This is a genomic window from Amycolatopsis sp. NPDC004169 (genome assembly GCF_040610315.1).
Classification (GTDB): domain Bacteria; phylum Actinomycetota; class Actinomycetes; order Mycobacteriales; family Pseudonocardiaceae; genus Amycolatopsis.
The window spans coordinates 58,184-82,983 of sequence record NZ_JBEXMD010000031.1 but is presented as its reverse complement, the minus strand read 5'-3'; the positions used below and the strand labels follow the sequence as shown (position 1 = coordinate 82,983).

The window sequence follows — 24,800 nt, the reverse complement described above, 5'->3', positions numbered from 1 at the left end:
GGAGGAATCCGTGCACCGACGCGTCGTCATCACCGGACTGGGCGTGGTCGCACCCGGGGGAACGGGCACCGCGGCGTTCTGGGACCTGCTCACCGCGGGCCGCACCGCCACCCGGACGATCAGCTTCTTCGACCCCGCGCCCTTCCGGTCCCGGGTGGCCGCCGAATGCGACTTCGACCCGGCCGAGCACGGGTTCACCGCCGAGGAGGCGGCGCGGCTCGACCGGAGCACGCAGCTCGCGCTGGTCGCGGCGCGCGAAGCCCTCGCCGACGCCGGCACCGCGCCGGGGGAGGACGCCCACCGCTGGGGCGTCACCGTCGGCAGCGCCGTCGGCTGCACCATGGGGCTGGACCGGGAGTACGCCGTGGTCAGCGACCGGGGCCGGCACTGGGAGGTCGATGCCGGCCGCGCGGTCGGGCACCTCTTCGACTACTTCGTCCCCAGCTCGATCTCCGCGGAGGTCGCCCGCCGGTTCGGCGCCGGCGGCCCGGTCGCGATGGTCTCGGCCGGGTGCACCTCCGGGCTGGACTCGGTGGGGTACGCGGCCGCGCTGGTCGCCGAAGGCTCCGCCGACGTGGTGCTCGCCGGCGCCACCGACGCCCCGATCTCGCCGATCACCGTGGCCTGCTTCGACGCGATCAAGGCCACCACCGCCCGCAACGACGACCCGGCCACCGCGTCCCGGCCGTTCGACCGCTCCCGGGACGGGTTCGTGCTCGGCGAAGGTGCCGCCATGTTCGTCCTGGAGGAACTGGGCGCGGCCCGGCGGCGGGGCGCCCGGATCTACGCCGAGATCGGCGGGTACGCCGCCCGCTGCAACGCCTTCCACATGACCGGCCTGCGCCCGGACGGCCGCGAAATGGCGGCGGCGATCGACGCGGCGCTCGGCGAGGCGAAGCTCGCCCCCGAGGACGTCGGCTACGTCAACGCGCACGGCTCGGGTACCCGGCAGAACGACGTGCACGAGACCGCGGCGGTCAAGACCAGCCTCGGCGAGCACGCCCGCCGGACGCCGATGAGCTCGATCAAGTCGATGATCGGGCACTCCCTCGGCGCCATCGGCGCGATCGAGCTGGCCGCCTCCGCGCTCGCCATCGACCGCGGGGTGGTGCCGCCGACGGCGAACCTGCACGAAGCCGATCCCGCCTGCGACCTCGACTACGTGCCGGTCACCGCGCGCGAGGCCCGGGTCGACGTCGTGCTCAGCGTCGGCAGCGGGTTCGGCGGCTTCCAGAGCGCGGTCGTGCTGGGCAAGCCGGAACGGCTGAGCCGGTGAGCGCGGCGATCGTCACCGGCCTGGGCGTGCTCGCCCCGAACGGCGCCGGCACCGAGGAGTACTGGAAGGCGACCCTGGCCGGGTGCGGCGGGATCGGGCCGCTGACCCGGTTCGACGCCTCGGGGTACGCGGGCGGGCTGGCCGGCGAGATCGGCTTCGACCCCGGCGAGCTCCTGCCGCGCCGGCTGCTGCCGCAGACCGACCGGATGACGCGCCTGGCGCTGGTGGCCGCGGACTGGGCGCTCGCCGACGCCGGGATCGTCCCGGGCGACCGGCCCGAGTACGCGATGAGCGTCGCCACGGCCAGCTCGTCCGGCGGGTTCGAATTCGGGCAGCGGGAACTGCAGCGGCTGTGGGCCGACGGGCCCGAGCACGTCAGCGCCTACCAGTCGTTCGCGTGGTTCTACGCGGTCAACACCGGGCAGATCTCGATCCGCCACGGCATGCGCGGCGCGAGCGGGGTCGTGGTCACCGAGCAGGCGGGCGGGCTCGACGTGCTCGGCCAGTCCCGGCGGCTGCTGCGGCGCGGGAGCGAGCTCGTCGTCACGGGCGCGGTCGACGCGTCGCTGTGCCCGTGGGGCTGGGTCGCGCAGCTGGCCAGCGGCCGGATCAGCACCGAGACCCGGCCCGAGCACGCGTACCTGCCGTTCTCCCCGGAGGCGCACGGTTTCGTGCCCGGCGAGGGCGGCGCGCTGCTGGTGGTCGAGGACGAGGCCGTCGCCAGGGCCCGGGGCGCCGCGGGGTACGGCAGGCTCGCCGGCTACTGCGCGACCTTCGACCTCCCCGGGCGGCCCGGCCTGGAGCGGGCGATCCGCGGGGCGCTCGCCGACGCCGGTCTCGAGCCCGGCGACGTCGGGGTCGTCTACGCCGACGCGGCGGGCGTTCCGGAGCTCGACGCGCAGGAAGCCGCGGCGGTGTCGGCGGTGTTCGGGCGGCACGCCGTCCCGGTCACCGCGCCGAAGACGATGACCGGGCGCCTGTCGTCCGGCGGCGGCGCGCTCGACGTCGCGACCGCGCTGCTGGGCCTGCGCGACGCCGTGATCCCGCCGACGGTGAACGTCTCCGGGCCCGTGCCCGGCTACGGGCTCGACCTCGTCGTGGGCGAGCCGCGCCCGGCCGCCGTGTCCGCCGCGCTGGTACTGGCCCGCGGGCAGGGCGGGTTCAACTCGGCGGTCGTCGTCACGCCCGTCCGACCGTCCGAAGAGGAGTGACCATGCTGACCGCAAGTGCACTGAGGGACCTGATCGTCGAAGCGGGCGGCGACGCCGACGGCGCGGCGGACCTGGAGGAGTTCCTGACGACCGGGTTCGACGACCTCGGCTACGACTCGCTGGCGTTGCTGCAGGCGGAAGCCCTGCTGCGCACGAGGTACGGCGTGGTGCTGCCCGAAGGGACGACCGCGGAGCTCGCCTGTCCCCGCGACCTGCTGGCGGCGGTGAACGACCGGCTGGTGCCGGGCTGAGGTTTCTCAGCATCCTGCCAGCGGCGCGTGGCTAGCTTGGCGGGGCCGGGAACGGAACCGCCGTTTCCCCGAACCGGGTGGGGTGCGCGCCATCAGCGAGAAGTCCCGCGGCTCCGCGCTCGCGTCGTTCCACGTCCTGCTGGCGCTGGCCGGGATCCTCGCGCTGGTCGGGGTGGTGATGGTGCTGAGCGCGTCGTCGGTTTCGTCGTACGACCCGCGCACCGGCGGCGGGCAGTACGACCTGTTCTTCCGGCACCTGACCTACCTGGGCCTCGGTGCCGGGGTGTTCTGGCTGGCGCTGCGCCTGCCGCTGCGGCGGATCCGGGCGCTGGCGAGCAAGGTGATGGCGGTGGCGCTGGTGCTGCTGGTCCTGGTGCTCACCCCACTGGGCGCGGCCGGCGGCGGCGCCCAGCGCTGGTTCGTCGTCGCCGGGCAGTCGGTCCAGCCGATCGAGTTCGCCAAGCTCGCGCTGGTGCTCTGGGGCGCGCACGTGCTGGTGGCCAAGCAGCACCTGCTGCACCGCTGGCGGCACCTGCTGGTGCCGGTGGTCCCGGTGACGCTGCTGATGTTCGCGCTGGTGATGGCCCAGCCGAACCTGAGCGGGACGGTCACCCTGGGCGTGATCGTGCTGGGCCTGCTGTGGTTCGCGGGCATCCCCGGGCGCCTGTTCGCAGCCTTGGTGTCCGGGGCGGCGGCCGGGTTCGCGGTGCCGGCGATGAGCGCGGACTACCGGCTGGGGCGGGTACTGGCGTTCCTGTCGGACTCGTCGGCGTCGTACCAGACGACCCAGGCACTGTACGCGCTCGCCGACGGCGGGGTGTTCGGCCGCGGGCTCGGCCGGGGCAGCGCGAACTGGGGCTACCTGCCGGGCGTGGAGAACGACTTCATCTTCGCGCTGGTGGGCGAGGAACTGGGGTTCGTGGGGTGCGCGGCGGTGATCGGCTTGTACGCGGGGGTCGCGATCGTGGGAACGCGGATCGCGCGGCGGGTCCGCGATCCCTGGGCCCGCCTGGTGGCGGGCACGCTGACGCTGCTGGTGGTCGCGCAGGCGGCGATCAACATCGGGTACGTGGTGGGGTTGCTGCCGGTGACGGGGGTGACGTTGCCGTTGGTTTCCTACGGTGGATCGTCGTTGCTGGTGACGGCGGCGATGTTCGGGATCCTCGCGAACATCGCCCGCACCGAACCCGAAGCCGCGGCGGCTTTGCGCCACCGCGCGCCGGGCCGGTTCGGGTTCCTGCGGTGGCCGCCGCCCCCACCGCACGCACCTCGCCCGGCCCCGGCGGGCGACCGCCGCCGGACGGTGCGTCCGCCGGGCGAACCGGCGCGTGTCGCCGGTCGTTGACTGCCCGCCCGGCGCGCCCGTGGGGCCCGTTGGTTGCCTCGCGCGGAGCGGAGCGGGCGCGTCCACCGAAGGCGCTCGGGGACGCAGTCTCGATTGCGCCCATGGCAAGGCGATGTGCCGCAGGGACAGGGGCTCCCTTGGCCTGCCCGAGCTGCCCAGCCGGATCGGCGCGGCGCACCCGCGGAGGGTGCCGGTGATCGCCGCCCCTGCTCTCAGTCCTTCACCGCTCCCGCCGCGAGCCCCGTCCGCCAGAACCGTTGCAGTGCCAAGAAAGCCAGGATCAGCGGGATGATCGACAGCAGCGACCCCGTCACCACGATCGCCTTCAGGTCCGGGTCTCGCGTGATCTGCGTGTTCAACGTGTACAGCCCCAGCGTCACCGGGTACAGCCGGTCGCTGGTCAGCATCACCAGCGGCAGCAGGAAGTTGTTCCAGATCGCCACGAACTGGAACAGGAAGATCGTGATCAGCGCCGGGGCCATCAGCCGCAGGCTGACCGTGTAGAACATCCGCACGTCGCCCGCGCCGTCGATGCGGCCCGCCTCCAGGATCTCGTCCGGGACCGATGCCGCCGCGTACACGCGGGCCAGGTACACCCCGAACGGGCTGATCGTGCTCGGCAGGAGCACCGACCACACCGTGTTCGTCATCCCGACACCGGCCAGCATGAGGAACAGCGGCACCGCGAGCGCGGTCGGCGGCACCAGCACCCCGGCGAGGATCGCCGAGAACGTCACCGAACGCCCGCGGAAGGTGTACTTGGCGAGCGCGTACCCCGCCATCGCCGACAGCAGCGTGGCCGCCGCCGCGCCCACCACCGAATACAGCGCGCTGTTCGCCAGCCAGCGCAGGTACAAGCCGTCGCCGAAGGTCACCGTGTCGTGCAGGTTGGTGCCCAGGTGGTTGCCCGAGAACCACAGACCGAACGTCGTCGACAGGTCGGACGCCGACTTCGTCGCGGAGATCGCCAGCCAGGCCACCGGCAGCAGGAAGTAGACCGCGGCGACGAACATCGCCGTGGTCACCACGAAGGACGAACGGTGGCCGGTCACAGGGCGGCCCTCGCGCGGGTGATCCGGAAGAACAGCCACGAAAGGACCGCGATGAGCAGCGTCACCAGCACGCTCATCGCCGCTCCCAGGCCGTAGTTCTGGGCGGAAATCTGGGCGTAGGCGGCCATCGACGGCGTGTACGACGACGAAACCGCGCTCGAAACCCCGGCCATCACCTGGGGCTCGGTGAACAGCTGGAACGTGCCGATGATGGAGAACACCCCGGTCAGCACCAGCGACGGCGCGATGATCGGCACCTTGATCCGCCACGCGATCGCCCAGCCGGACGCACCGTCGAGCCGGGCCGCCTCGTACAGCTGGGGCGGGATCGCCTGCAGCGACGAGTAGAGGATCAGCATGTTGTAGCCGGTGAACGTCCAGGTGACGATGTTCGCGATCGAGTACAGGATCACGCTGCCGGACAACAGGTCCGGGTGGAGGCCGAGCGGGTCGAGCAGCTGGTTGACCGGCGAGAGGTTGGGCGCGTAGAAGAAGCCCCACATCACCGCGGCGATCACCCCGGGCACCGCGTACGGCAAGAAGAACGCGAGCCGGAAGAACCGCCGCAGCCGCACCACCGCCGAGTCCAGGGCCAGGGCCAGCACCAGCGCGAGGCCGAGCATCACCGGGATCTGGACCACCCCGAACAGCAGCACCCGCCCGACCGAGCCGGTGAACCCGGCGTCGCCGAGTGCCGCGGTGTAGTTGGCCAGGCCGGCGAACACCTCGACCGGGCGGCCGTAGGTGGAGGTCCGGGTGACCGCGGTGAAGCTCTTCACCACGGCCACGACGATCGGGGCCACGTAGAACACCGCGAACCCGAGCAGGAACGGGGCGAGCAGCAGCCACGCCGCGCGGGTGCTGCCGTTCGCCCGCCGCCGGCGCGCCACCCGGGGGCGGGGCGGCGCGCCGGCGACGGTCTGGGACGCTGCGACAACCATCGTCGTCCCTACTTCGCCACGGGGATGGACTGGCGTTGCAGGTCGGTGATCGTCGCCGCGCCGGCCTCGGAAAGCGCCTTGCCGAGCGTGCCGTTGCCGGACAGCGCGGCGCCGAAGCCGTCACGGACGTGGGCGTAGGTCTGCTCCATCGACGGTCCCCAGGTGAAGTCCTGGCTGACACCCTTGCCCGCTTCGCGGAACACCGCGTCGACGTCCTGGCCGCCGAAGAACCGCGTGTTCTCCGGCGACGCCTTCGCCGACTCCTGGGCCGACACGGTGGCCGGGTAGATGCCGCCCTGGGCGGTCAGGATGGCCAGTGCCTGCGGGTCGCTGTCGAGCCACAGGGCGAACTGCGCCGCTTCGGCCGGGTGCTTGGTGCCGGCGAACACCGCGGTGGTCGAGCCACCCCAGTTGCCGGAGCGCTGCTCGCCCTTCGTCCACTGCGGCAGCGGCGCCACGGCCCACTTCCCGGCGGTCGAGGGCGCGGCCTTCGCGATCGTGCCGACGCCCCAGACGGCCCCGGTCCAGGTGGCGATCTGCCCGGAGTCGAGGGCCTTGTTCCAGGATTCGGAGAAGCCCTGGTAGTTCGAAACCAGGCCCTGGGAAAGCAGGTTCTGCCAGTAGTCGGCGACCTTGGTGGACGCCGGGTCGGTCAGGTTCACCTTCCACTGCTGCCCGTCCTGGGTGAACCAGTGCCCGCCGGCCTGCCAGACCAGCCCGGCGAACCAGTTCACGTCCTTCTGCGGGAAGTGCGTGATCGTGAGCTTCGGGTCGGCGGCGTGCAGGGTCTTCGCGGCCTGGGCGTACTCGTCCCAGGTCGTCGGCACCGGCACCTGGTACTTCTCGAACAGGTCCTTGCGGTAGAACAGGCCCATCGGGCCGGTGTCCTGCGGGATGGCGAAGACGCCGTCGCCGCCCACCGAGGCCTGCGCCCACGTCCAGTCCACGAACTTCGATTTGGCGTCCGCGACGCCGGGACAGGCCGAGATGTCCCGCAGGCCCTGCTGGACGCGGAACCCGGGGAGCGAGTCGAACTCGACCTGCCCGAGGTCCGGCGCCTGGTTCGCCTTCAGCGCGGTGAACATCTTGTTGTAGGTGCCCTGGTTGCCCTGCGGGGTCTGCTCGACGGTGACGTGGATGTCGGGGTGCCCCTGGTTCCACAGGGCGACGGCCTGGTCGATGCCGGGCAGCCAGGACCAGAACGAAAGCTCGACCTTGCCCCCGGTGGGCGCGCAGCCGGCCGCGGCGGCGGGCGCGGCGGAGTCGGCGCTGCCGCAGCCCGCCAGCGCGAGCGACGCGGCGGCCAGGGCGGCGCCCAGGCGGCGGAGCCGGTTCGTCGGGGGAGAGGTACGCGTCATTGCGTTCGGTCCTTTCGCGGGGCGGCCCGGCAGCGGTCGATGGTGCCTCGGGAACGTTCCCGGGAATGTTCCCGGCCGCGGCACCCGGGGAGTATGCGCACCTCGGAGCCACCCCGTCAAGGGCGTCGTGCGGACGGATTCGATTCAGGCGGTCGCGCGCGTGATCAGCGAAACCGGCAGCGAGATCCGGTCGGCGGTGTCCGCGAGCAGGGCTCGGACCAGCGCCTGGCCGTGGTCGTACTTGTCGATCCGGACCGTGCTCAGCGGTGGGTTCAGGTACGCCGACATCTCCAGGTCGTCGAAGCCGACGACCGCGCAGTCCCGCGGCACCGCACCGCCCCTGGCGAGCACCGCCTGGACCGCCCCGATGCCCATCAGGTCGTTGAACGCGAAGATCCCGTTGACCTCCGGCGACGCCGAAAGCAGCCGGCGGGCCGCGTCCTTGCCGCCCGGGATGGTCGGCGGTCCCTGGACGATGCGGGCGGTGACGTCGCCGAAGCCGAGCGCCGCGCACGCGGTCACGAAGGCCAGCCGTCGCTCGTCGACCGCGACGCCGACCGAGCTGTCCAGCATCCCGAGGCAGGCGTCCGGCCGCCGGGCGAGCAGCTCCACCGCCGCGGCGGTGCCGGCCGCGAAGTCGTTGCTCACCGAGGCCGCCACCTCCGCCGGCAGTTCCCGGTCGGCCACCACGAGCGGGACCGAGCGAGCGTAGTCGGCGAGGACGTCGTCGGGCATGCCGTAGAAGAAGCCGACGACCCCGCGCGCGGAGCGGGCCAGCGCGTCCTCCATGGCGTCGCGTTCCCGGCCCGGGTCGGCGTCGGTGTTGTACAGCACGACGCTGCACCCGGCCGCCTCCGCCGCGTCGTACACCCCGCGCGCCACCGCCGGGTAGAACGGGTTCGCGATGTCGGAGACGATCAGCGCGATGACGTCCGAGCGCTGGGTGCGCATGCCCTTCGCCAGCGCGCTCGGCCGGTAGCCCAGCCGGGTCGCCGCCGCCAGCACGCGCTCGCGGGTGTCCGGGGCGATCTCCGGCAGGTCGCGCAGGGCTCGCGAAACCGTCTGCCGCCCCACGCCCGCTTCCCGGGCCACGTCCTCGATCGTCACGCGCTTGACGCGTGGCAGCCGTCCGCGTTCGGTCACGCCGTCCCCTCCCTTCGCGTAAGACGCCGAGCCTAAGGGGTCAGGGCGCGGCGCCACTGGGCGGTGACGCTCCGGCGCAGCGCTGCGGTGTCGACGCTGTCCGGATCGAGCAGCCGCTGCAACGCGATCCCGCGCAGCTGGCCGACGACGGCGGTCGCGACCTCGTCCGCCCCGGCGTTCGCGTCGATACTGCCGTCCGCGATGCCGGCTTCGACGTCTTCGCGCAGGTCGGCGCGGAAGGCGGCGTCCCGCTCGCGGAAGATCGGGGCCAGCTCCGGCTGGGTGGCGGCTTCCGCCCACAGCAGCAGGAAAGCCTGGTTGAACGCGCCGATCCGGCCGAGTTCGCCGAGGTAGCCGTCGATCAGCCGCAGCAGGCGGTCGAGGCCGGGCGGGAGGTCTTCGAGCCCCGGGACGAACCCGGCCTGTGTGGCGCGCGCCAGCCGTTCGACCAGTGCCTGCTTCCCGCCGAAGTGGTGGGTGACGATCCCGCGGCTGTACCCGGCCCGTTCCCCGACGCGGGCGAGTGTCAACGACCGCACGCCCTGCTCGACGACGAGTTCGGCGGCGGCGGTCAGCAACGCGGCTTCGGCCTGGTCGCGGCGTTCCTGCTGGGTGCGGCGCATGTCCGGAGTCTAGCAAAGTAACTTGCGTGTTGCCCAACAAGTATGTGTAGAGTGCGTTGCCAGGAGGTCCTGATGATCGAAATCGAAGACCGAGCCCTCGACGCCCTGCTCGCCGACGACCCCGGCGGCCCGGTCGTGATGCTGAACCTGCTGCGGTTCCGCCCGGACGGCGGCCGCGAGAGCTACCAGCGCTATGCCGAAGCGCTTCGCGCCGAACTCAACCCCCGCTACGGCCTGCAGGTGGTGTACCTCGGTGCCGGCGGTCCGGCGCTGGTCGCCGAGCCCGGCCAGGCCTGGGACATGGTGGTGCTGGTCCGCTACCCGGACCGGCAGGCCTTCGCGGCCATGGTCCGCGATCCCGAGTACCAGGCGATCACCCACCTGCGCACCGAGGCGCTGGTGGAATCGGTCCTGCAGCCGACCACGCCGGCGGTGGCGTGATGCCCGCGGTGTTCGTCCACGGCAACCCCGAGACGGCGGCGGTCTGGGACCTGCTGCTGGCGGAACTCGCGCCCACGAGAACGGACGTGGTCTGCCTGTCCCCGCCCGGTTTCGGCGCGCCCCTGCCCGCCGGGTTCGCGGCCACCCCGGCCGGCTACCGGGACTGGCTGGCCGTCGAACTGGCGGCCTTCGGCGAGCCGGTGGACCTGGTGGGGCACGACTTCGGGGGCACTCACGTCCTCAACGTCGTGCTGAGCCACCCGCACCTGGTCCGCAGCTGGGTCAGTGACACCCTCGGAAGCTTCGACCCGGACTACGAGTGGCACGAACTCGCCCGCCGCTGGCAGACACCGGGCGTCGGCGAGGCCGATGTTGCGGCCCGGTTCGGTGCGGCGCCCGAAGAACGCGCCGCGGTGCTGGTGGAACGCGGGATGGGCCGGGCGGTCGCGGCCCGCGTCGCGGCGGGGCAGAACGAGGCGATGGGCCGCGCGGTGCTCACCCTGTACCGAGCCGCCGCCGCGGCCGGCGCGCCCGGCCTCGGCTTGCCGCTGGAACGCGCGGCGGCCCGGCCGGGGCTCGCCATCCTGGCCACGGCCGACCACGTCGTCGGCAGCGAGGAGCAACGGCGCCGGGCCGCTGCCCGCGCCGGGGCGCGGGTCGCCGTCCTCGACGGCCTCGGTCACTGGTGGATGACCCACGAACCGGACCGCGGCGCCGCGGCGCTGACCGGGTTCTGGGCGAGCCTGCCCTGACCTCAGCGGGCGGTGCAGGCGAGCCCGGCCAGCGGCTGGGACGTGCCGGTCACCACGGCGCCCCAGGTCGTCGCCGCGCCGGCGGCCAGTGTCCCGTTGTAGTTCTGGTTGGCCGCCTGCACCTGCCGGCCGGACTGGGTGGCCGCGGCGTTCCACGAGTTGGTCAGCTGCTTGCCGCCGGCGAAGGAGAACGCCGTGGTCCAGCCGGTCAGAGCGGTGGATCCGGTGTTCTTCACGGTGAACTCCAGCTGGTACCCGCCGTTCCACGACGAAGTGACCGCCGGGGTCACCGTGCACGACGCCCCGGCCGGGGTGGTCGTCGTGGTCGTGGTGGTGGGGCTGGTCGGCGTGGTCGTCGCGGTGCTGGTCCCGGTCGTGTAGCTGATCCCGGTGTAGGCGGCCGCGCACCCGGAAAGGCACTGGTCCGGCAGGGAAAAGCGGTACACGCGGCCGTCGTTGACGAGGGTGTCGCCCGCGTCGCGGACCCGGATCGCGTAGGAGGTCCCGGCCGTGGCGGTCGGGCCGATGAGGAAGGCCTGGCCGAGGTCGCTGTCCGGTGGTGCCTGCTGCCAGCTGCCGTCCGCGCCCTGGAACTCCACGCCGTGGACGCCGTTGGGCAGGTGCGACACGGCGACGGCCGTCCAATACCGTTGCGAGCCCTGGAGGAAGCCGAGTTTCAGGTCGCCGGTGTAGTTCGGCGCGGGCACGTAGGACCACGAGACGCGCCGGTTGTTCCAGTGCCCGGGGTTCATGTCCCCGACCGGGACGCCGTTCTTCACGAACCGGTTCAGCGACGCGGTCGAGAGGTCGAGGTGGCCGGGATCGTCGCGGCACCAGGCGTTCGAGTCACCGCAGCTGTCGGCGACGACCATGGTCAGCTGGGCGCCGGCGTAACCGTCGGTCACCCAGGACCCGTTGCGGCAGAACGGCTGTCCCGGCGCGCCGTCGTTCACGCCGGTGCAGTACTCGCCGATGGTGACCTGCACGAACCGCCCGCAGTTGCGGCCGTTGTCCCACAGCCCGATCTTCGCGGCCTGCGACGGCGGGATCGGCCGCGGGTAGAAGCTGTAGTCACCGGGGGTGTTGTAGACGTTGAGGGCGACGAAATCCGGCGCGTCGAGCACGTCCTGCGGGAGGCCGCAGCCGCCGTAGGGCGCACCCAGCGCGTCGAAGCGGGTGGCGTTGCCGGTGATGGGTGCGGCCGGTGCGGCGCCCGACTTCCAAGGCCACAGCACGGAAACACCCACGACGAGCACGGCGATCACGGCGAGCACACCCGGGCGTGCGGCCGGCCGGCGCGAGGCGGATCCCATCGGCTCTCCTTCCGCGGTTCAAGTACCGCGGCAGGCGGAAAGCGGCCCCGGCGGCGTCGTCTGGAAGCGCTCCCAGAGTCCACCGTGCCCCCGTCGTTTGTCAATCGCCTCCTCACGCCGGGCCGCGGGCGACGACGGTCAGCCGCTCGAGGGCCAGCTGTCCCGAGGTCAGCCGGAGGCCGATCGCGGGGGACCAGCCCGTGCCGATCACCGGACCGCCCGGGATCGTCCGCAGCAGCTGCCACCGGCCCTGGTGGCCGAGCCAGCTGGTGAGGCCGCCGCGGTGGTCGGACACGACCGCGAACCGGTCGCCCGGCGACCACTCGACGGCGGCGCAGCACCCGCCGGTCACGTCGTCGCCGTAGTCGCGCCCAGCGGCCCGCACGTCCGCGCCGGAGGTCCCGAAGTGGTGGTTGTACCAGGCCAGGGCCAGATCGTCCGGCCCGGCGGCGCGGCCGAGCAGCACGCTGTCCTCCGGGGCGCTCCCGGCGAAGGACCGCGGTTCGAGGACCACCGCGAAGTCACCGGCCGGGGCGGCCACCGGTGCCACGAGCACGGCGGCCGACTGCCGGCTCGCGGACGCGACCAGTGCGCCGTCCGCCTGGCTCAGCGCGGGCACCGGCTCCCCGAACCGCGGGCCGACGCGGTAGTCGTTCAGCCGGTCACCGGTGAAGTCGTCGTCCCACACCGGCGTGGCGAAATCGGCCGGGTCGAACACGACCTCCGCACCCACGAGGTCGGCGGTGCTGCGCACCGGGACGCCGTGGTCGAGCGTGGACACCAGCAGCCGCACCGGCGCCCGGGTGCCGACCGGCGTGTCCGCGGGTGCCGTCACCCGCCACCGCAGCGGCACGTCCCGGCCCGGGGTGAGCCGCAGGTCGCCGGCCGGGCCGACCGGCTGGGCCGTCCAGCCGCGGGGGAGGGTGAGCGCGGGCCGGACGGTCAGCGGCTGCGCACTGCGGACCGAACCGGTGATTTCGGCCGTCTGCCCGGGCCGCAGCCGCGGCGGATCGTCCTGGAGCCGGACCCTCAGCCGGTCGTCTTCGGCGCGCCACGCCTGCACCGCGGTGATACCGGTCGCGCCACCGTCCACTCTGGACGGCCGGACGCGCAGCCCGTCGGTGCGGACCGCCGGCTGGACGACGACCCGGTTCGGCCTGCCGCGCACCGGCGTCGCCGGATCCCTTTGCCCGCCGGGAAGATCCGCCCAGGTCCCGTCCGCGGCGCGGTACTGCAGCGCGAAGGAATCGGGCGTGCGGACGCCACCGCCGTCGTCGTAGAAGGAGATCCGGACGTCGGAGACGTCGGTGGCCGCGCCGAGGTTGACGGCCAGCCAGTCGTCGCGGTTCGGGCTGCCGTAGCTCGTCCAGCGCGTCGACGGGACGTCGAGGTCGAAGTCCTGGCCGTCGATCGCGTTGGCCGGGCTGTCCGCGGGCCACGTGGAGGACGCCGAGGCCGCCGGGTAGCCGGTGCGGGCGGGGTTCGCCAGGTCGTCGACCGAGTGGTCGGCGGCGGCCGCCTTGCCGGGCCGGACCGGCACGTCGACCGCGGTCAGCCCGGCCTGGCGGTGCACGAGCTTGCCGTCCAGCCAGACGCTCAGCCCGGCGCCCTGCCGGTAGACGTGGCCGTCGCGGTCCCAGGCCACGGTCAGGTTGCGCCCGTGGTAGGGCACGTTCTCCACGGCGAAGTGGTCCCAAGCGGGCGGAACGAGCGGCGCGAGCCGCACGTGGTCCCCCTGCTGGGGCCGGATGCCGAGCAGCCCGGACAGCACGAGGTCGTCGAACGTCGAGTGGTTGTAGTCCTCGCTGTGCCCGCGGGAGTCGTAGAGCCAGCGGTCCTCATCGGGGTGGTGCGCCTCGGCAACGTACGGCACGCCGTTCTTGCGCTGGGTGAGGGCGTAGCCGCGCAGCAGGGCGTAGTAGTCCTGAGTGGACACGTACGGTTGCGGGGGATAGTCGGTGAGCAGGTTCGCCAGCGCGGTCAGGGTCTGGCTGGTGGCGTAGGGCCAGCTCGGCCCGGACCAGCGGCAGCACCCGGCGGCGGCGTCGTGCATGAACCAGGGGCTCCGCCGCTCGACCGTGGTGGGCCCGAACGGGGCCGCGAAGCCGGCCGGATCGGTCAGCTGCGCCCACGCGGCGGCGGCACCGGCCGGGGCCATGTGGAAGTACCAGGGCACGAAGCCCATTTCCTCCCGGTCGGCGATCTTGGTGCGCGCCGGGTTGCCGTCGCGCATCACGTGCTTGTAGAACGCGTCGCCGCTGTCCCACAGGACGCGGTCCTGGTTCGCCTGCAGGCCGCGGGCGTCCCGGTCGTAGGAGTCGGCGAGCTGCCGGTCGCCGGGTGCGCCGCGGCGGCGCAGCAGGTTCGCGATGGCCTGCGCGTCGCCGTACTGGTAGGCGTTGAGCGTGGGGCGGAACCCGGCGCCGCCGTGGTAGGGATCCGGGCTCTGGTAGGAGCTCGCGGTGTACTCCATCGCGTCCCAGACCGGAACCTGCCAGTACAGGCCGAGCAGCGGATCGAACTGCGGCGCCCAGGCGGCCCACTGCCGCTGCAGCTCGGGGAGCCGGTCGACGGCGAAGTCCCACCGGCCGTCGACGGAGGCCCGGGCGAGCACGGCGTCGGCGGCCCAGAAGGAGTACTCGTGGGCCCAGTCGGTGGTGTTCTCGTTGAGGCCGTCGGTCGCCGGCTTCGGGCCCGCCCCGCTGCCGCGCAGCCAGTAGTCGACGTAGTCGTCGAGGTAGCGGGGGTCGCGCAGCCACCGGCCTTCGTACAGGTGGTGCCCGGCGGCGGCGTCGATCCCGCCGCCGGGGGCGGAGTAGCCGACCGGGCCGAGGAACTCGGAGACGATCCAGCCGTCCTCGGGCCCGGTGTACTTGAGGGCCTCCTTGAAGGTGCGCCACCGGTAGTAGTAGGTGTCCTCGATCGCCTTGTCGGGCAGGTCGACGAACGGGATGTTGGCCTCGTACCAGCCGGGGTCGCCCAGGCCGGCGAGCTTCGCCGGGTGGTCGAGCAGGTGCGTCCCCGGGCCGACGGCGGGGTACACCGGCGGCGGGCCGGCCTGCGCGGCCACCGCGGGGACCACGGCGGCCGACAGGGCGACGAGCGTGGTGGTCAGGACCGTGCACAGACGGCGAAGCGAGCGCATGCCGACGCTCCTCGTGCTCCTGGGGGACCGGGCAGGGGAACGGTAGCCGGTCGGATACAACGTTGTAAACAGGGATTTACAACGTTGTATCCGGGTAACCCCCGGAAATGCACCGCAGTCGCTTGTTCGGGATCTTCATCGACACGCCCGCCGCCGAAGCCGGCCGGGCCGCGCGGTTCTGGTCGGCCGCGCTCGGCGCGCCGGCCCGGCCGGTGGCGGGCGAAGAGCAGTTCACCACCCTGGAGGGTGCCCTGCCCGGCCTGCTCCTCGACGTCCAGGCGATCGACGGCGAACCCCGCTACCACGTCGACATCGAGACCGACGACGTGGCGGCGGAGGTCGCCCGCCTGACCGCTTCGGGCGCGCAACCGGTGTCCCGCTGGCTGGAGTGCCACACCCTGCGCGCGCCCGGCGGGCACCTGCTCTGCGTGGTGCCGGTGCACAGCGATCCGGAGACGTTCGGGAAGCTGGCCCGCACCTGGCCGTGACCGGGCTCGACGGCCCCCGCCGTCCGCAACTGCTCAGGCGTGCCAGGCCGGATCGCGCCCCAGGAAGCCCATCAGCCTGTCCTGTGCCGGAGCGTCCTCGGCCACCGGCACCGCGGGGCCGAACTGGCCGCTGTCGCGCAGCAGCTGCTCCATCGGCCGCATCGCCGCCAGCGCCTCCGCACAGCGCTCCGCTCCGAGGTCGGGCTCGCGGCCGAGTGCCTTCGCGAGATCCCAGGAGTGCATCCAGACATCGCCGGTGTAGAACTGCGCGATCGCCTCGTCCACCGGCCGGTCGCCGGTGTGCGGGTTGCTGAGCACGCGGCCGGCGGGGTCTTCGAGGATGGCCTGGATGTCGGCGACGTGCTGCTTCCACGCCCCCGCCGGGTCGGCGTCGACGTCCAGCGGCGGGAGTTCGATCCCCGCGCCGAGGAGGAAGCCGCGCGGCCACTCGACCAGGTGCCGGACGATGTCGAGGGCCGTCCACCCCGCCACCGGAGCCGGGCGCGTCCAGTCGCCGGACGAGGCCGATTCGACGAGTTCGGTGAAGCGCGCGGCGTCGGCGGCGTGCTGACCGGCCGGGGTCATCGGGCGAGCAGTTCGTCGAGCTTGGCGTACCCCTCGTTGACCCCGACGTCCATGCCGCCGGCCAGCATGCCGTCGCGGGTGGCGAAGTCCGGCACCACGCTGAGCACCCGCAGCCGGGTGCGGCCGCCCTCGAGTTCCTCCAGGGTCAGCGTTTCCAGTGCGACGCCGTCGGGCTCGCCGTCGTAGGTGAACGTCGACACGATCCGCTCGTTCGGCCGCAATTCGTGGAAACTGCCGTGGAAGGCGGCGATCTCCGCGCCGTCGCGGTCGTTGGCGAAGGCCCACTCGCCGCCGGTGCGCGCGTCCCAGCGGATGATCCGCGTGGTGACCGAGTGCGGCCCGACCCACTGCGCGTACAGCTCGGGGTCGACGTGCGCGCGGAACACCTGCTCCCGCGTGGCGTCGAAGTCCCGGACGAGCTGGATGGTCGGGACCTTCTCGTCGGCCAGGATGTCGGTTTCGTACTTCGCCGTGGTCATGACGCGTCCTTTCGCGGGCGGGTTTCGCTGCCGTTCATGCGGCCCAGCAACGTGTCGAGGCGCCGGTAGCGCTCCTCGGCCTGCCGCCGGTACCGCTCGATCCACTTGGTCATCAGGTCGAACACCTCCGCGTCCAGGTGAACCGGACGGCGCTGCGCGTCCTTGCTGCGGGTCACCAGCCCGGCCTCTTCCAGCACCTTCACGTGCTTGGAGACCGCCTGGAGGCTCATGTCGTAGGGCTCGGCCAGCTCGCCGACGGTCGCGTCCGCGCCGGCCAGCCGCGCCACCAGGTCGCGCCGCGTCGGATCGGCCAGTGCCGCGAACACCCGGTTGAGCCGTTCGCTGTCTTCGTCCACCGGTTTCTTCCTCAACTCTTCGGTTGAGCAAGACCGTACGACGGCGCCGGAACTGTTGTCAACCTGAAGGTTGAGAACGGGTGGGGCTCCGCGGAGCCCCACCCGGTGCCTCAGAAGTGGTCGGCCGTGCTGATCCGGCTCCGGACCAGTGCGCCGGACGCGGTCAGCCGCCCGGTGCCGTAGTCACCGCCCGCGCAGGTGCCCGGTTGCAGCGCGGCACTGCTTTCGTCCGCGTCGGAGTACGTCCAGTTCGCGTAGCCGATCTGCAGCTGGTCGAGCAGGTCCAGCCAGGCCGTGGTGCTCGACTGGTCGAGGGTGCCGCCGCCGGTCGCGGTCACCGTGCCGAACTCGGTGACGAACAACGGCAGCTTCGTCGCGGCCCGGCTCACCGTGGCGCGGTAGTTGTCCTTGTGGCTGGCCGCGTAGAAGTGGAACGTGTACATGATGTTGGTGGCGTTGACCGGGTTGGTGACGACCTCGGTCTCGTCGGACCCGTCGGAGACGCCGAGCGAGGACCACCCGCGGGTGCCGACGATCACGACGGCGTCCGGGTCGGCGGCCCGGATCACCGGGATGACCTGCTCGGCGTAGCTCTTGATGGCGCCCCAGCTGACCCCGTTGGGCTCGTTGGCGATCTCGTAGATCACGTTCTTCCGGCTCGCGTTGCGGGCGGCCACCGCGGCGAAGAAGGTCTTGGCGCGGTCGAGGTTGTAGTTCGGGTCGCCCGGGGTGAGGGTGTGGAAGTCGACGATCGCGTACATGCCGCGTTCCTCGGCCTCGCCGACGAGGCTGTTGACCCGGTCGGTGAACCAGGCCGGGTTGGTCTCGTACCCCTTCTCCTGCACGTACATGGCGATGCGGAGCAGGTCGGCGTGCCAGTCGTTCGCGAGCGCGTCCAGGGACGCGTCGTGGTAGCAGGAGTCGAACCACTGGAGGCCGTGCGTGCTCATGCCGCGCAGCTGGATCGCCCGGTTCGCCTCGTTGCACAGGTGGACGCCGCAGACGTGCAGCTGCCCGTTGGCCGCCAGCGGCGTGCCGCCGGGGGACGGCGTGGTCGTGCTGGTCGTCGGCGTGGTGGGCGTGGTGGTGGTCGTCGTCGAGCCGGTGCAGGTGACGCCGTTCAGTGCGAACGACGCCGGGATCGGGTTGGCGCCGGTGGTGGTGCCGGTGAAGCCGAGGTCGGCGACGGCACCCGGGCCGAGGGTCCGGTTCCAGTCGGGGCTGGCCGCGGTCGCGGTGGTCCCGGACTGCGACCAGGTGGCGTTCCAGCCCTGGGCGACCTTCTGGCCGGCGTCGGGGAAGGTGAACTTGAGCGACCAGCCGGTGATCGCGTCGCCCAGGTTGGTGACCTTGACCCCGGCTTGGAACCCGCCCTGCCACTGGTTGGTGACGGTGTAGTCGACCCGGCAGCCCTGCGCGGCGGCGGAGGCTTCGGGCATGGCCAGCACGGCGGTACCGCCGAGAACCGTCGCGCCGGCGGCCGCCAGCGCAGCGATGGAGCGCTTCATTGAACTCCCTTGGTGTGGTGTTCGAGTGTTTCGACGGGCTGAGAGCGCTCCCAGAGAGGAGAACATCCGGCGCCGGTCGTCGTCAAGAGCGCGCCCCCTGATGCCCTGCGGGTATCACCGGCGCCGGAAGAGGTCTTGGACGCGGGTTCCCCGCCGGGGCGAGAGTGGCGGGGTAAGCGAAAGGAGCAGGCATGAAGGTCTTTCTGACCGGCGGGTCCGGCTACATCGGCCGGGCCACGATCGCGGAGCTGGTGCGGGTGGGCCACCAGGTCGAGGCGCTGGCCCGCAGCGACCGCGCGGCAGCGGCCGTGGAGGCGGCCGGAGCCATCGCGATCCGCGGCGGCCTCACGGATCTCGACGTCCTCGGCGCCGCCGCCACCCGCGCGGAGGCGGTGGTCCACCTGGCCCAGGCCACCTCGGGCGAGGAGGACCTCGCCGCAGCCATGGCCATGGCAGGCGGCGGGACGTACGTGCACACCGGCGGCACGTGGGTGTACGGCGACACCGGCGGCGTGCGGGACGAGACGGCCCCGTGGCGGCCGCCGGCGGTGGTGGCGTGGCGCCGGCCGGTGGAGGAGGCCGTGCTGGCCCGCGCGCCCCGCCCGGTGATCGTGCAGCCGGGACTGCTGTACGGCGGCGAAAACCGCCTGATCGACGCGTTCTTCGTCCAGCCGGGCAAGAAGAACGGCGCGATCCCGTACATCGGCGAGGGGGACAACCACTGGGCTCTGGTCCACGTCGACGACCTCGCCCGGCTGTACGTGGCGGCGCTGGCGGCCGAGCCGGGGTCGGTCTACGTCGGCGTGGGTGGCGTGAACCCCACCGCGAAGCAGGTGGCCGAGGCGTGCGCGCACGCCTCGGGCCTGGACGGGAAGACGGTGTCGATCACGCTGGAGCAGGCCCGCACCGAGATGGGCCCGATCGCGGACGCGTTCGCCCTCGACCAGGAGTTCAGCCCGGCCAAGGCGCAGCGCGAGCTGGGCTGGGCGCCGCGGTACCGGGATCCGTTGCGGGTCCTCGCGGAAGGCCGCTGAAACCGTCTACTGTGGACGAAGTCTGGCGGATCGGGCGAGGTCGAGCCGCCAAGCCCCGCACACGACGACCAGCTCGGCTTCGACCCGCCCGGCAGCCCGCACCGGCTGGAGCGCGCCTTGCTGCCGGCCGGTGGTGGGCTGGGGGTGGGTGGTGGTTTCGGTGGCGTGCAGTGTTTCGGGTGCGCCGAGCCGCGGTCCGGTGGTGGGCCGGGGGCGGGGGTTGGTTCCGGTTTCGGGCGGGCTCGGCTTCTGTCCGTTGGTGGGCTGGGGGTGGGTGGTGGTTTCGGTGGCGTGCAGTGTTTCGAGCGTGCCCAGTCGCCGTCCGGTGGTGAGCCACAGGTGGGCGGCCAGTGCGGCGAGGTCGGCCGGAACGCCGTCGGCGAGGGCGGTCTCGCCGGACCGCTCGCCCAGCAGGCACCGGCCGCCGCCCAGGGGGATGGCCACGATCCCGAGTCCTGGCCACCGGTCGAAAGCCGCGGCCGCCTGTTCTTCCGCCCGGTGCGGCCGGGCGGGCGCGATCGCGAAGTCCGCCAGGGCCGGCAGACCGTGCCCGTCGGCCAGGACCGTGCTGAAAGCCGTGCTCCAGCGGGATTCGCGGCCGTACCACCAGCAGGTGAGCGCGGGCCGCGGCAGGCGCCAAGCGGTGATCCGGTGCGCAGTCGTCGTCATGGTGCCACCGGTTCCGGGAGCGGGACCGGCGAAACCGGGACCGCGCGCGCCGGCTCGGGCAGGCCGAGCAGCCGGTACATCGCGTGCCGCAGGAGCCGCCCGGCTTCCCCGGGCCGGGACGTGAGCAGCTCGCGGATCAGGCCCGGCAACCCGGTGCGGTCACGGGCTTCCCGCGCCGCCGACAGCTGCGGGGCCAGCGGCCGGTCGTGCCGGCGGCGGGGTGCTTCGCGGGCCAGAACCGCGGTCGGCGTACCGTCCAGCAGCGGCTGCCCCGGCGTGTCCTCGAGCAGGACGGCCGCACCCGCGGCCGCCGCGTAGGCGGTGACCGAGCCGTAGTCGCCGAGGACGTGGTCGGCCGCCGCCAGCGCCGCGCGCCAGCCTTCTTCCGGCGGCAGCAGGACCAGCCCGGCCCGCACGGCGTCGGCGAGCCAGGCCCGCACCTGCCAGGCGCCGTGGTGGGCCCAGATGTTCGGGTGCAGCGCCCCGACAACGCGGAAGCGGTCGGGCGGCAGCTCGGCGAGCACCCCGTCGAACAGGCCGGGGTCGCGCCCGAACGCCGAGCGCGGCGACCAGGTCGAGGTGACCACGACGACCTCCTGGTCCGCGCCGGCCCCGAGCGCCCGCCGGTAGTGGTCGCGGTGGGGGAGACTCGCGGTGAGCCGGTCGAGCGCGATGTCCCCGGTGACGACCGCGGCGGGCAGCGCCTGCGGGCACTCCTCGGCGAGCAGGACGCGCTCGCGTTCGTGGACCAGCGCGAGCGCGTCGGCCCGCAGCCTGCCCTCCCGCAGCAGCTGGTCCGGGCCCAGCCCCGTGCCGTGCCGCCGCGGCCGCGGCACCGCGGTGTCCGGCGGGCGCCACGGCCGGTACTGGCCGAACCCGCCGCCGTGGGGCACCAGCAGGGTCGGCGCGGCGAGCGCGTCGAGACCCCGGGTGCTGCCGGCGAGGACGAGGTCGAACTCGCTGCGCCGCGCCTGGGCCCAGGGCAGCACGACGCCGCCGTGCGCGCGCAGGAACGCTTGGCCTGCTTGCCAGTTGTCGCCCGCTTCGGGGTCGGCGAAGACGACCTGGATGCGGTGATCGGCTTCCAGCAACGGCAGCAGGTCCAGCAGCCGGGTGCCGGCGACCGGGTGCGGAACCAGCACCAGAACGGTTTTCGTGCCGCGCCGGGTGGCGTAGTGGCGGTCGGCGCGGCCGACCGGACTGCGGACCCAGGCTGTGTCGCACATGTGTTTCTCCCTCGCTGTCCGAAAACTGTCACCAGACTGCGCGGAGAGCCGGAAAAACCGGTTTGGCCTGCTGTTCCGCATCTTGACAATCGATCGACAAAGATCGTCATTTCAGGACACTTGTGGCTGTGACCTGGTAGTTCGTGGTGGGGAATGCGAAAATGCCGTGGGCGGAGAGGGGCGGCGTCACGGCTCGCCGCGGGGAGGGGATCTGATGGAAATCGGGTTCGGAATTCTCGGGCAAACGGCTCTGCTGCTGCACGGGAACATGGACGTGAAACCGGTGCGCGGGCGGCCGGGCCAGGTCCTGGCGGTGCTGCTCGCGAATCCCGGCCGGCTGGTTCCGGTGGACACCGTGGTCGACTGGGTGTGGGCCGACCACGAAAACCCGCCGCAGGACGCGCTGGGCACGCTGCACCAGGCCGGCGCCCGGTTGCGGCAGGCGTTCCAGGCCGACGGCGTCGACGCCGACCTCACCATCGGCAAGCCGGGCTGCCGGCTGGACGTCGACCGCGGGCGGATCGACTACCACCGCTTCCGGGCGATGATGGCCCGGGCGCGGCAGTTCCACGAACAGGGGCAGCACGACCGGGCGCACGTGGAGGCGCTGGCCGCGGTGCGGCTGCGGCGCGACGAGCCGCTGGCCGGCCTGCGGACCGCCGCCGCCGACGGGTGGCGCCTGCGGTGGGCGCGCAACGAGTGGGTCCCGGCCAACGCCTTCGTTGCGGCACAACAGCTTCTGCTGGGCCAGACGGAACTGGCGGTGGCGCGCCTGGAGGAGCTCGACCTCGCCCACCCGATGGAACTGAGCCTGGCGAAGCTGCGGATCCGCGCCCTGCTCGCCGCCGGGCGCGCCCTGGAGGCGACCGAGTACTTCCGCCGTCTCCGCCGCGAGTTCCAGGAGCACGGCGACCTCTACGCGGCCGGTGAACTGCTCGCCGTCTACAACGAGGTGTTCGTGCCCGGCGCGGCGTCCTTCCCCGCGCCGGCGCAACCGGCGCCGGCGGCCGAGGAGGCCGAACCGCGGCTGCCCGCGGTCTGGCACCTGCCGCCCGACGTCGACGGCGTGGTGGGCCGCGAAGCGGTGCTGGCCGAGCTCGACGCGTTCACCGCGGACTCGGCCGGCGTGCCGCGCGCGGACGTGGTCGTGCTGACCGGCGGCCCCGGCGTGGGCAAGACGACGGTGGCGCTGCGATGGGCGCACCGGGCGGCGAAGCGCTATCCGCACGGCGTGGTGCTGGTGGACCTGCGCGGCGACGGCCAGGCCGCGGACGCGTCGGCGGCGGACGTCGTCGAGCTCCTGCTGGCGCTGCTGGACGTGAAAGTCGACGAAATCGTCTCCCCGGTGGCGCGCGCGGCGCGGCTGGCCCGGCTGCTGCGGCGGCGTCGCCTGCTCGTGGTGCTGGACAACGTCGCCCGCACCGACCAGGTCGAGCCGTTGCTGCGGGTGCTGGCGGAGTGCACGGTCGTGGTGGTGACGCGGCAACGGTTGTCGGCTCTGCTCGCGGCCCGGCCCAGCCCGGTGGTGACGGTGGCGCCGCTGTCGGACGACGCGGCGCGGGCGCTGCTCGAGCGGCGGATCGGGTTGCGCGCCCGGCAGGACCCGGACGGCGTGGCCGCGCTGGTCCGGCTCTGCCAGGGCAACGCGCTCGCGCTGACGCTGGTGGCGGTCCGCGCCGCGGCCCGGACCGGGATGCGGCTGGTGACGCTGGCGGAAGCGTTGCGCGACGCGGACATGCTGCTCGACGTCGGCAACGACGGCGACTGGCCCGGCCGCAGCCTGCGCTCGGCGTTCACGGTGTCCTACCAGGCATTGCCGCCGGCCGAGCAGCGGACGTTCGCGTTGCTGGGCCTGCACCCCGGCGCCGAAGTCGCGCCGGACGCGCTCGCCGCGGCGGACGGGCGGCCGCTGTCGCAGGTGCGGCAGTCCCTCGCCGTGCTGGTGGCCGCGCACCTGATCGAGCAGCCGGGCGACCTCGACCGCTACCGCGTGCCCAACCTGCTGCAGCTGTACGCGGAGTCGCTGGCCCGGCAGCTGGCCGACAACGCGGCGGCACGCCGGAGGTTGCTCGAGTTTTCCTTGCTGACGGCGTACGAAGCCCACCGGACGGTGTTCCCGGCGAAGCACCGCCCGGACCTGCCCCGCACCGGCGGCGACGTCACCCCGGCCCGGTTCGCCACCCCGGCGGCGGCCCGGCAGTGGGTGCTGCGGGAGCGCACGACCCTCACCGCGGCGGTCCGGCTCGCGGCGGAAGCCGGCCTGCCGGAAATCGCTTTCACGCTGCCCTCGCTCACGGCCGACGTGTTCGACAGCCACGGTCACTTCGGAGACATCATCGCCGGGTTCACGGTCGCGGCCGCTTCGGCCGCGGCGGTGGGCAACGTGTACGCGGAGGCGTCGAGCCTCAACGACCTCGGGCAGGTCCTGCTGCTGATGGGGCAGGACGCCGAAGCCGAGCCGTACCTGCGGGAGGCGCTGCGGCTGGTCGACGCCCACGGGATCGGGATCGGCCGGGTGACGGTGATGCTCAACATGGCCCGGCGCCACCTGCACGCCGGCCGGATCACCGAGGCCGTGAAGATGTCCCGCGAAACCCTCGAAGAGGCCCGCGCGCTGGACGAGCCCGAGCGCTGCGCGGCGGCCCTGCACCGGCTCGCGGACGCGTTGCTGGAGCAAGGCGGGCACCAGCGCGAGGCGCTCGGGCTGTACCGCGAGGCGCTGGCGCTGCGGGAACGCATCGACTACCGCCCCGGCCGCGCGCAGACCCACATCGCGCTGGCCGACCTGCTGACCCGCATGAGCCGGTACGAAGAAGCCGCCGGCCAGTGCGCCCGCGCGGCGCGGCTGGTGAACGAGAGCCAGCACCTGCCGACGGCGATGAAGCTGAACACGGTCCAGGCCCGGCTGTGCCACGCCGAAGGGGACGACCGCGCGGCCCTGCGGCACGCCCACCGGGCGGTCGAGCTGGCCGACCGGTCGGGGCACGCCACAGGCCGCGGGCGGGCGCTGGACACGCTCGCGGGCATCCTCCTCGATCGCGGCAACATCGAGGACGCGCGTGAGCTCTGGGAACGCGCGGCGCGGCTGTTCCGCGACCGGGAGCGGGTCGGGCAGGCCCAGCGGATCGAGGCCAGGTTGAAGTCGTTGGAGGCGGCGGTGATCCCGGAGGCCCGCGACGGCGAGCGCGACACGGTGGCGATGCCGTCCCCGCGGCTGTCGTCATGGGCGGCCGAGCGCGCCTGACGGGCCTACCCGAATCGACTGCTCGACGCGGCGGTTGAGGCCGTTCGTGCGGTAGTTGTGGCTCTGCGTCTCAACCGAATCCACGAAGGTGTGAACTGTTGACCCGATAGAGTGAAGCGAATTCACGTTAGTCACGAATTTATCACTCAGAACAGTGTTTCGTCACAGGAACGATAGATCCACCCCAACGGGGAGTGACGGATACGCTTGGATATTGTGCTCGCCACCTAGTAAATAGCGGCTGCTTGTACGAGCGGTCGCATCGCACCTTGAGGTGACGAGTTGAAGCGTGTTCGGTTCCACCCGCTGGTCGTGACCGGCATCGTGTGCATGCTCGCTGTGATGCCCGCTGTGATGGCG

The 24,800-nt window shown here is 72.9% G+C and carries 22 protein-coding genes; 9 read left to right on the top strand and 13 right to left on the bottom strand.

Annotated elements, in window-relative coordinates; translation table 11 throughout:
- Positions 1-10 precede the first annotated feature (10 nt).
- The 4 genes from ABZX11_RS33130 to ABZX11_RS33115 all read left to right on the top strand — a co-directional run bounded on the left by ABZX11_RS33130 (position 11) and on the right by ABZX11_RS33115 (position 4,083).
- On the top strand, positions 11-1,276 hold the full coding sequence (locus ABZX11_RS33130) for a beta-ketoacyl-[acyl-carrier-protein] synthase family protein (protein WP_176176748.1): 1,266 nt from the start codon (positions 11-13) through the stop codon (positions 1,274-1,276).
- Positions 1,273-2,487, top strand: a complete 1,215-nt coding sequence (locus ABZX11_RS33125; protein WP_176176749.1) for a ketosynthase chain-length factor — start codon at positions 1,273-1,275, stop codon at positions 2,485-2,487. The genes ABZX11_RS33130 and ABZX11_RS33125 overlap by 4 nt, the downstream gene beginning before the upstream one ends.
- A gap of 2 nt (positions 2,488-2,489) precedes the next feature.
- Entirely contained in the window at positions 2,490-2,738 is a 249-nt protein-coding gene (locus tag ABZX11_RS33120) for a phosphopantetheine-binding protein (RefSeq protein ID WP_176176750.1), read from the top strand.
- 82 nt (positions 2,739-2,820) lie between these two features.
- A complete protein-coding gene (locus ABZX11_RS33115; RefSeq protein WP_354920446.1) occupies positions 2,821-4,083 on the top strand; it encodes a putative peptidoglycan glycosyltransferase FtsW in 1,263 nt (420 codons plus the stop codon).
- Between the two features lie 212 nt (positions 4,084-4,295).
- Here ABZX11_RS33115 and ABZX11_RS33110 read toward each other — a convergent pair whose 3' ends face one another.
- The 5 genes from ABZX11_RS33110 to ABZX11_RS33090 form a co-directional block, all read right to left on the bottom strand.
- A complete protein-coding gene (locus ABZX11_RS33110; protein ID WP_176178340.1) occupies positions 4,296-5,111 on the bottom strand; it encodes a carbohydrate ABC transporter permease in 816 nt (271 codons plus the stop codon).
- Positions 5,112-5,131: 20 nt separating this feature from the next.
- The gene (locus ABZX11_RS33105) at positions 5,132-6,076 is read right to left on the bottom strand and encodes a sugar ABC transporter permease (protein WP_176176751.1); all 945 of its coding nucleotides are present in this window, start codon (positions 6,074-6,076) and stop codon (positions 5,132-5,134) included.
- Between the two features lie 8 nt (positions 6,077-6,084).
- On the bottom strand, positions 6,085-7,434 hold the full coding sequence (locus tag ABZX11_RS33100; protein WP_354920443.1) for an extracellular solute-binding protein: 1,350 nt from the start codon (positions 7,432-7,434) through the stop codon (positions 6,085-6,087).
- Positions 7,435-7,578: 144 nt separating this feature from the next.
- Positions 7,579-8,577 carry a LacI family DNA-binding transcriptional regulator gene (locus ABZX11_RS33095; protein ID WP_176176753.1) on the bottom strand — a complete coding sequence of 333 codons (999 nt, stop codon included), beginning with the start codon at positions 8,575-8,577 and terminating at the stop codon, positions 7,579-7,581.
- 32 nt (positions 8,578-8,609) lie between these two features.
- Complete coding sequence (locus tag ABZX11_RS33090) at positions 8,610-9,200, bottom strand: TetR/AcrR family transcriptional regulator (protein WP_354920440.1); 591 nt, start codon at positions 9,198-9,200, stop codon at positions 8,610-8,612.
- Between the two features lie 72 nt (positions 9,201-9,272).
- Between ABZX11_RS33090 and ABZX11_RS33085 the strand changes: the two genes are divergently transcribed.
- Positions 9,273-9,641 (top strand): DUF1330 domain-containing protein, encoded by a 369-nt coding sequence (locus tag ABZX11_RS33085; RefSeq protein WP_176176755.1) that lies wholly within the window; start codon positions 9,273-9,275, stop codon positions 9,639-9,641.
- Positions 9,641-10,393: an alpha/beta fold hydrolase gene (locus ABZX11_RS33080; RefSeq protein WP_354920436.1), complete on the top strand. Its 753-nt coding sequence runs from the start codon at positions 9,641-9,643 to the stop codon at positions 10,391-10,393. Before ABZX11_RS33085 ends, ABZX11_RS33080 begins: the two co-directional genes overlap by 1 nt.
- Before the next feature lie 2 nt (positions 10,394-10,395).
- Here ABZX11_RS33080 and ABZX11_RS33075 read toward each other — a convergent pair whose 3' ends face one another.
- Complete coding sequence (locus tag ABZX11_RS33075) at positions 10,396-11,706, bottom strand: cellulose binding domain-containing protein (protein ID WP_354920433.1); 1,311 nt, start codon at positions 11,704-11,706, stop codon at positions 10,396-10,398.
- 112 nt (positions 11,707-11,818) lie between these two features.
- Positions 11,819-14,851, bottom strand: a complete 3,033-nt coding sequence (locus ABZX11_RS33070) for a discoidin domain-containing protein (protein WP_354920430.1) — start codon at positions 14,849-14,851, stop codon at positions 11,819-11,821.
- 107 nt (positions 14,852-14,958) lie between these two features.
- Here ABZX11_RS33070 and ABZX11_RS33065 point away from each other — a divergent pair, with 107 nt between their 5' ends.
- Complete coding sequence (locus tag ABZX11_RS33065; protein ID WP_354920427.1) at positions 14,959-15,339, top strand: VOC family protein; 381 nt, start codon at positions 14,959-14,961, stop codon at positions 15,337-15,339.
- Positions 15,340-15,372: 33 nt separating this feature from the next.
- Here ABZX11_RS33065 and ABZX11_RS33060 read toward each other — a convergent pair whose 3' ends face one another.
- From ABZX11_RS33060 to ABZX11_RS33045, 4 genes are all read right to left on the bottom strand, one after another.
- Positions 15,373-15,924 (bottom strand): TIGR03086 family metal-binding protein, encoded by a 552-nt coding sequence (locus ABZX11_RS33060; RefSeq protein ID WP_354920424.1) that lies wholly within the window; start codon positions 15,922-15,924, stop codon positions 15,373-15,375.
- Positions 15,921-16,403, bottom strand: coding sequence for an SRPBCC domain-containing protein (locus ABZX11_RS33055; protein ID WP_354920421.1), 483 nt, complete (start codon positions 16,401-16,403; stop codon positions 15,921-15,923). Before ABZX11_RS33055 ends, ABZX11_RS33060 begins: the two co-directional genes overlap by 4 nt.
- The gene (locus ABZX11_RS33050) at positions 16,400-16,759 is read right to left on the bottom strand and encodes a metalloregulator ArsR/SmtB family transcription factor (RefSeq protein WP_176176762.1); all 360 of its coding nucleotides are present in this window, start codon (positions 16,757-16,759) and stop codon (positions 16,400-16,402) included. The genes ABZX11_RS33055 and ABZX11_RS33050 overlap by 4 nt, the downstream gene beginning before the upstream one ends.
- Positions 16,760-16,869: 110 nt before the next feature.
- Positions 16,870-18,267 (bottom strand): cellulase family glycosylhydrolase, encoded by a 1,398-nt coding sequence (locus ABZX11_RS33045; RefSeq protein ID WP_354920418.1) that lies wholly within the window; start codon positions 18,265-18,267, stop codon positions 16,870-16,872.
- 191 nt (positions 18,268-18,458) lie between these two features.
- Here ABZX11_RS33045 and ABZX11_RS33040 point away from each other — a divergent pair, with 191 nt between their 5' ends.
- Complete coding sequence (locus ABZX11_RS33040; protein ID WP_354920415.1) at positions 18,459-19,301, top strand: NAD-dependent epimerase/dehydratase family protein; 843 nt, start codon at positions 18,459-18,461, stop codon at positions 19,299-19,301.
- A 6-nt stretch (positions 19,302-19,307) separates the two neighbouring features.
- Here the strand turns inward: ABZX11_RS33040 and ABZX11_RS33035 are convergent, their stop codons facing one another.
- Positions 19,308-19,970 (bottom strand): hypothetical protein, encoded by a 663-nt coding sequence (locus ABZX11_RS33035; RefSeq protein WP_354920412.1) that lies wholly within the window; start codon positions 19,968-19,970, stop codon positions 19,308-19,310.
- Positions 19,967-21,196: a hypothetical protein gene (locus ABZX11_RS33030; RefSeq protein ID WP_354920409.1), complete on the bottom strand. Its 1,230-nt coding sequence runs from the start codon at positions 21,194-21,196 to the stop codon at positions 19,967-19,969. The genes ABZX11_RS33035 and ABZX11_RS33030 overlap by 4 nt, the downstream gene beginning before the upstream one ends.
- A 214-nt stretch (positions 21,197-21,410) precedes the next feature.
- On the opposite strand from ABZX11_RS33030, the gene ABZX11_RS33025 reads away from it, so the two are divergent.
- Positions 21,411-24,440 carry a tetratricopeptide repeat protein gene (locus ABZX11_RS33025; RefSeq protein ID WP_354920406.1) on the top strand — a complete coding sequence of 1,010 codons (3,030 nt, stop codon included), beginning with the start codon at positions 21,411-21,413 and terminating at the stop codon, positions 24,438-24,440.
- Positions 24,441-24,800 lie beyond the last annotated feature (360 nt).

Coding starts and splice junctions, on each gene's coding strand:
- ABZX11_RS33085 (WP_176176755.1), top strand. CDS start 9,273: ATGATCGAAATCGAAGACCGAGCCCTCGACGCCCTGCTCGCCGACGAC.
- ABZX11_RS33060 (WP_354920424.1), bottom strand. CDS start 15,924: ATGACCCCGGCCGGTCAGCACGCCGCCGACGCCGCGCGCTTCACCGAA.
- ABZX11_RS33035 (WP_354920412.1), bottom strand. CDS start 19,970: ATGACGACGACTGCGCACCGGATCACCGCTTGGCGCCTGCCGCGGCCC.
- ABZX11_RS33070 (WP_354920430.1), bottom strand. CDS start 14,851: ATGCGCTCGCTTCGCCGTCTGTGCACGGTCCTGACCACCACGCTCGTC.
- ABZX11_RS33030 (WP_354920409.1), bottom strand. CDS start 21,196: ATGTGCGACACAGCCTGGGTCCGCAGTCCGGTCGGCCGCGCCGACCGC.
- ABZX11_RS33105 (WP_176176751.1), bottom strand. CDS start 6,076: ATGGTTGTCGCAGCGTCCCAGACCGTCGCCGGCGCGCCGCCCCGCCCC.
- ABZX11_RS33065 (WP_354920427.1), top strand. CDS start 14,959: ATGCACCGCAGTCGCTTGTTCGGGATCTTCATCGACACGCCCGCCGCC.
- ABZX11_RS33075 (WP_354920433.1), bottom strand. CDS start 11,706: ATGGGATCCGCCTCGCGCCGGCCGGCCGCACGCCCGGGTGTGCTCGCC.
- ABZX11_RS33055 (WP_354920421.1), bottom strand. CDS start 16,403: ATGACCACGGCGAAGTACGAAACCGACATCCTGGCCGACGAGAAGGTC.
- ABZX11_RS33090 (WP_354920440.1), bottom strand. CDS start 9,200: ATGCGCCGCACCCAGCAGGAACGCCGCGACCAGGCCGAAGCCGCGTTG.
- ABZX11_RS33045 (WP_354920418.1), bottom strand. CDS start 18,267: ATGAAGCGCTCCATCGCTGCGCTGGCGGCCGCCGGCGCGACGGTTCTC.
- ABZX11_RS33080 (WP_354920436.1), top strand. CDS start 9,641: ATGCCCGCGGTGTTCGTCCACGGCAACCCCGAGACGGCGGCGGTCTGG.
- ABZX11_RS33100 (WP_354920443.1), bottom strand. CDS start 7,434: ATGACGCGTACCTCTCCCCCGACGAACCGGCTCCGCCGCCTGGGCGCC.
- ABZX11_RS33120 (WP_176176750.1), top strand. CDS start 2,490: ATGCTGACCGCAAGTGCACTGAGGGACCTGATCGTCGAAGCGGGCGGC.
- ABZX11_RS33025 (WP_354920406.1), top strand. CDS start 21,411: ATGGAAATCGGGTTCGGAATTCTCGGGCAAACGGCTCTGCTGCTGCAC.
- ABZX11_RS33040 (WP_354920415.1), top strand. CDS start 18,459: ATGAAGGTCTTTCTGACCGGCGGGTCCGGCTACATCGGCCGGGCCACG.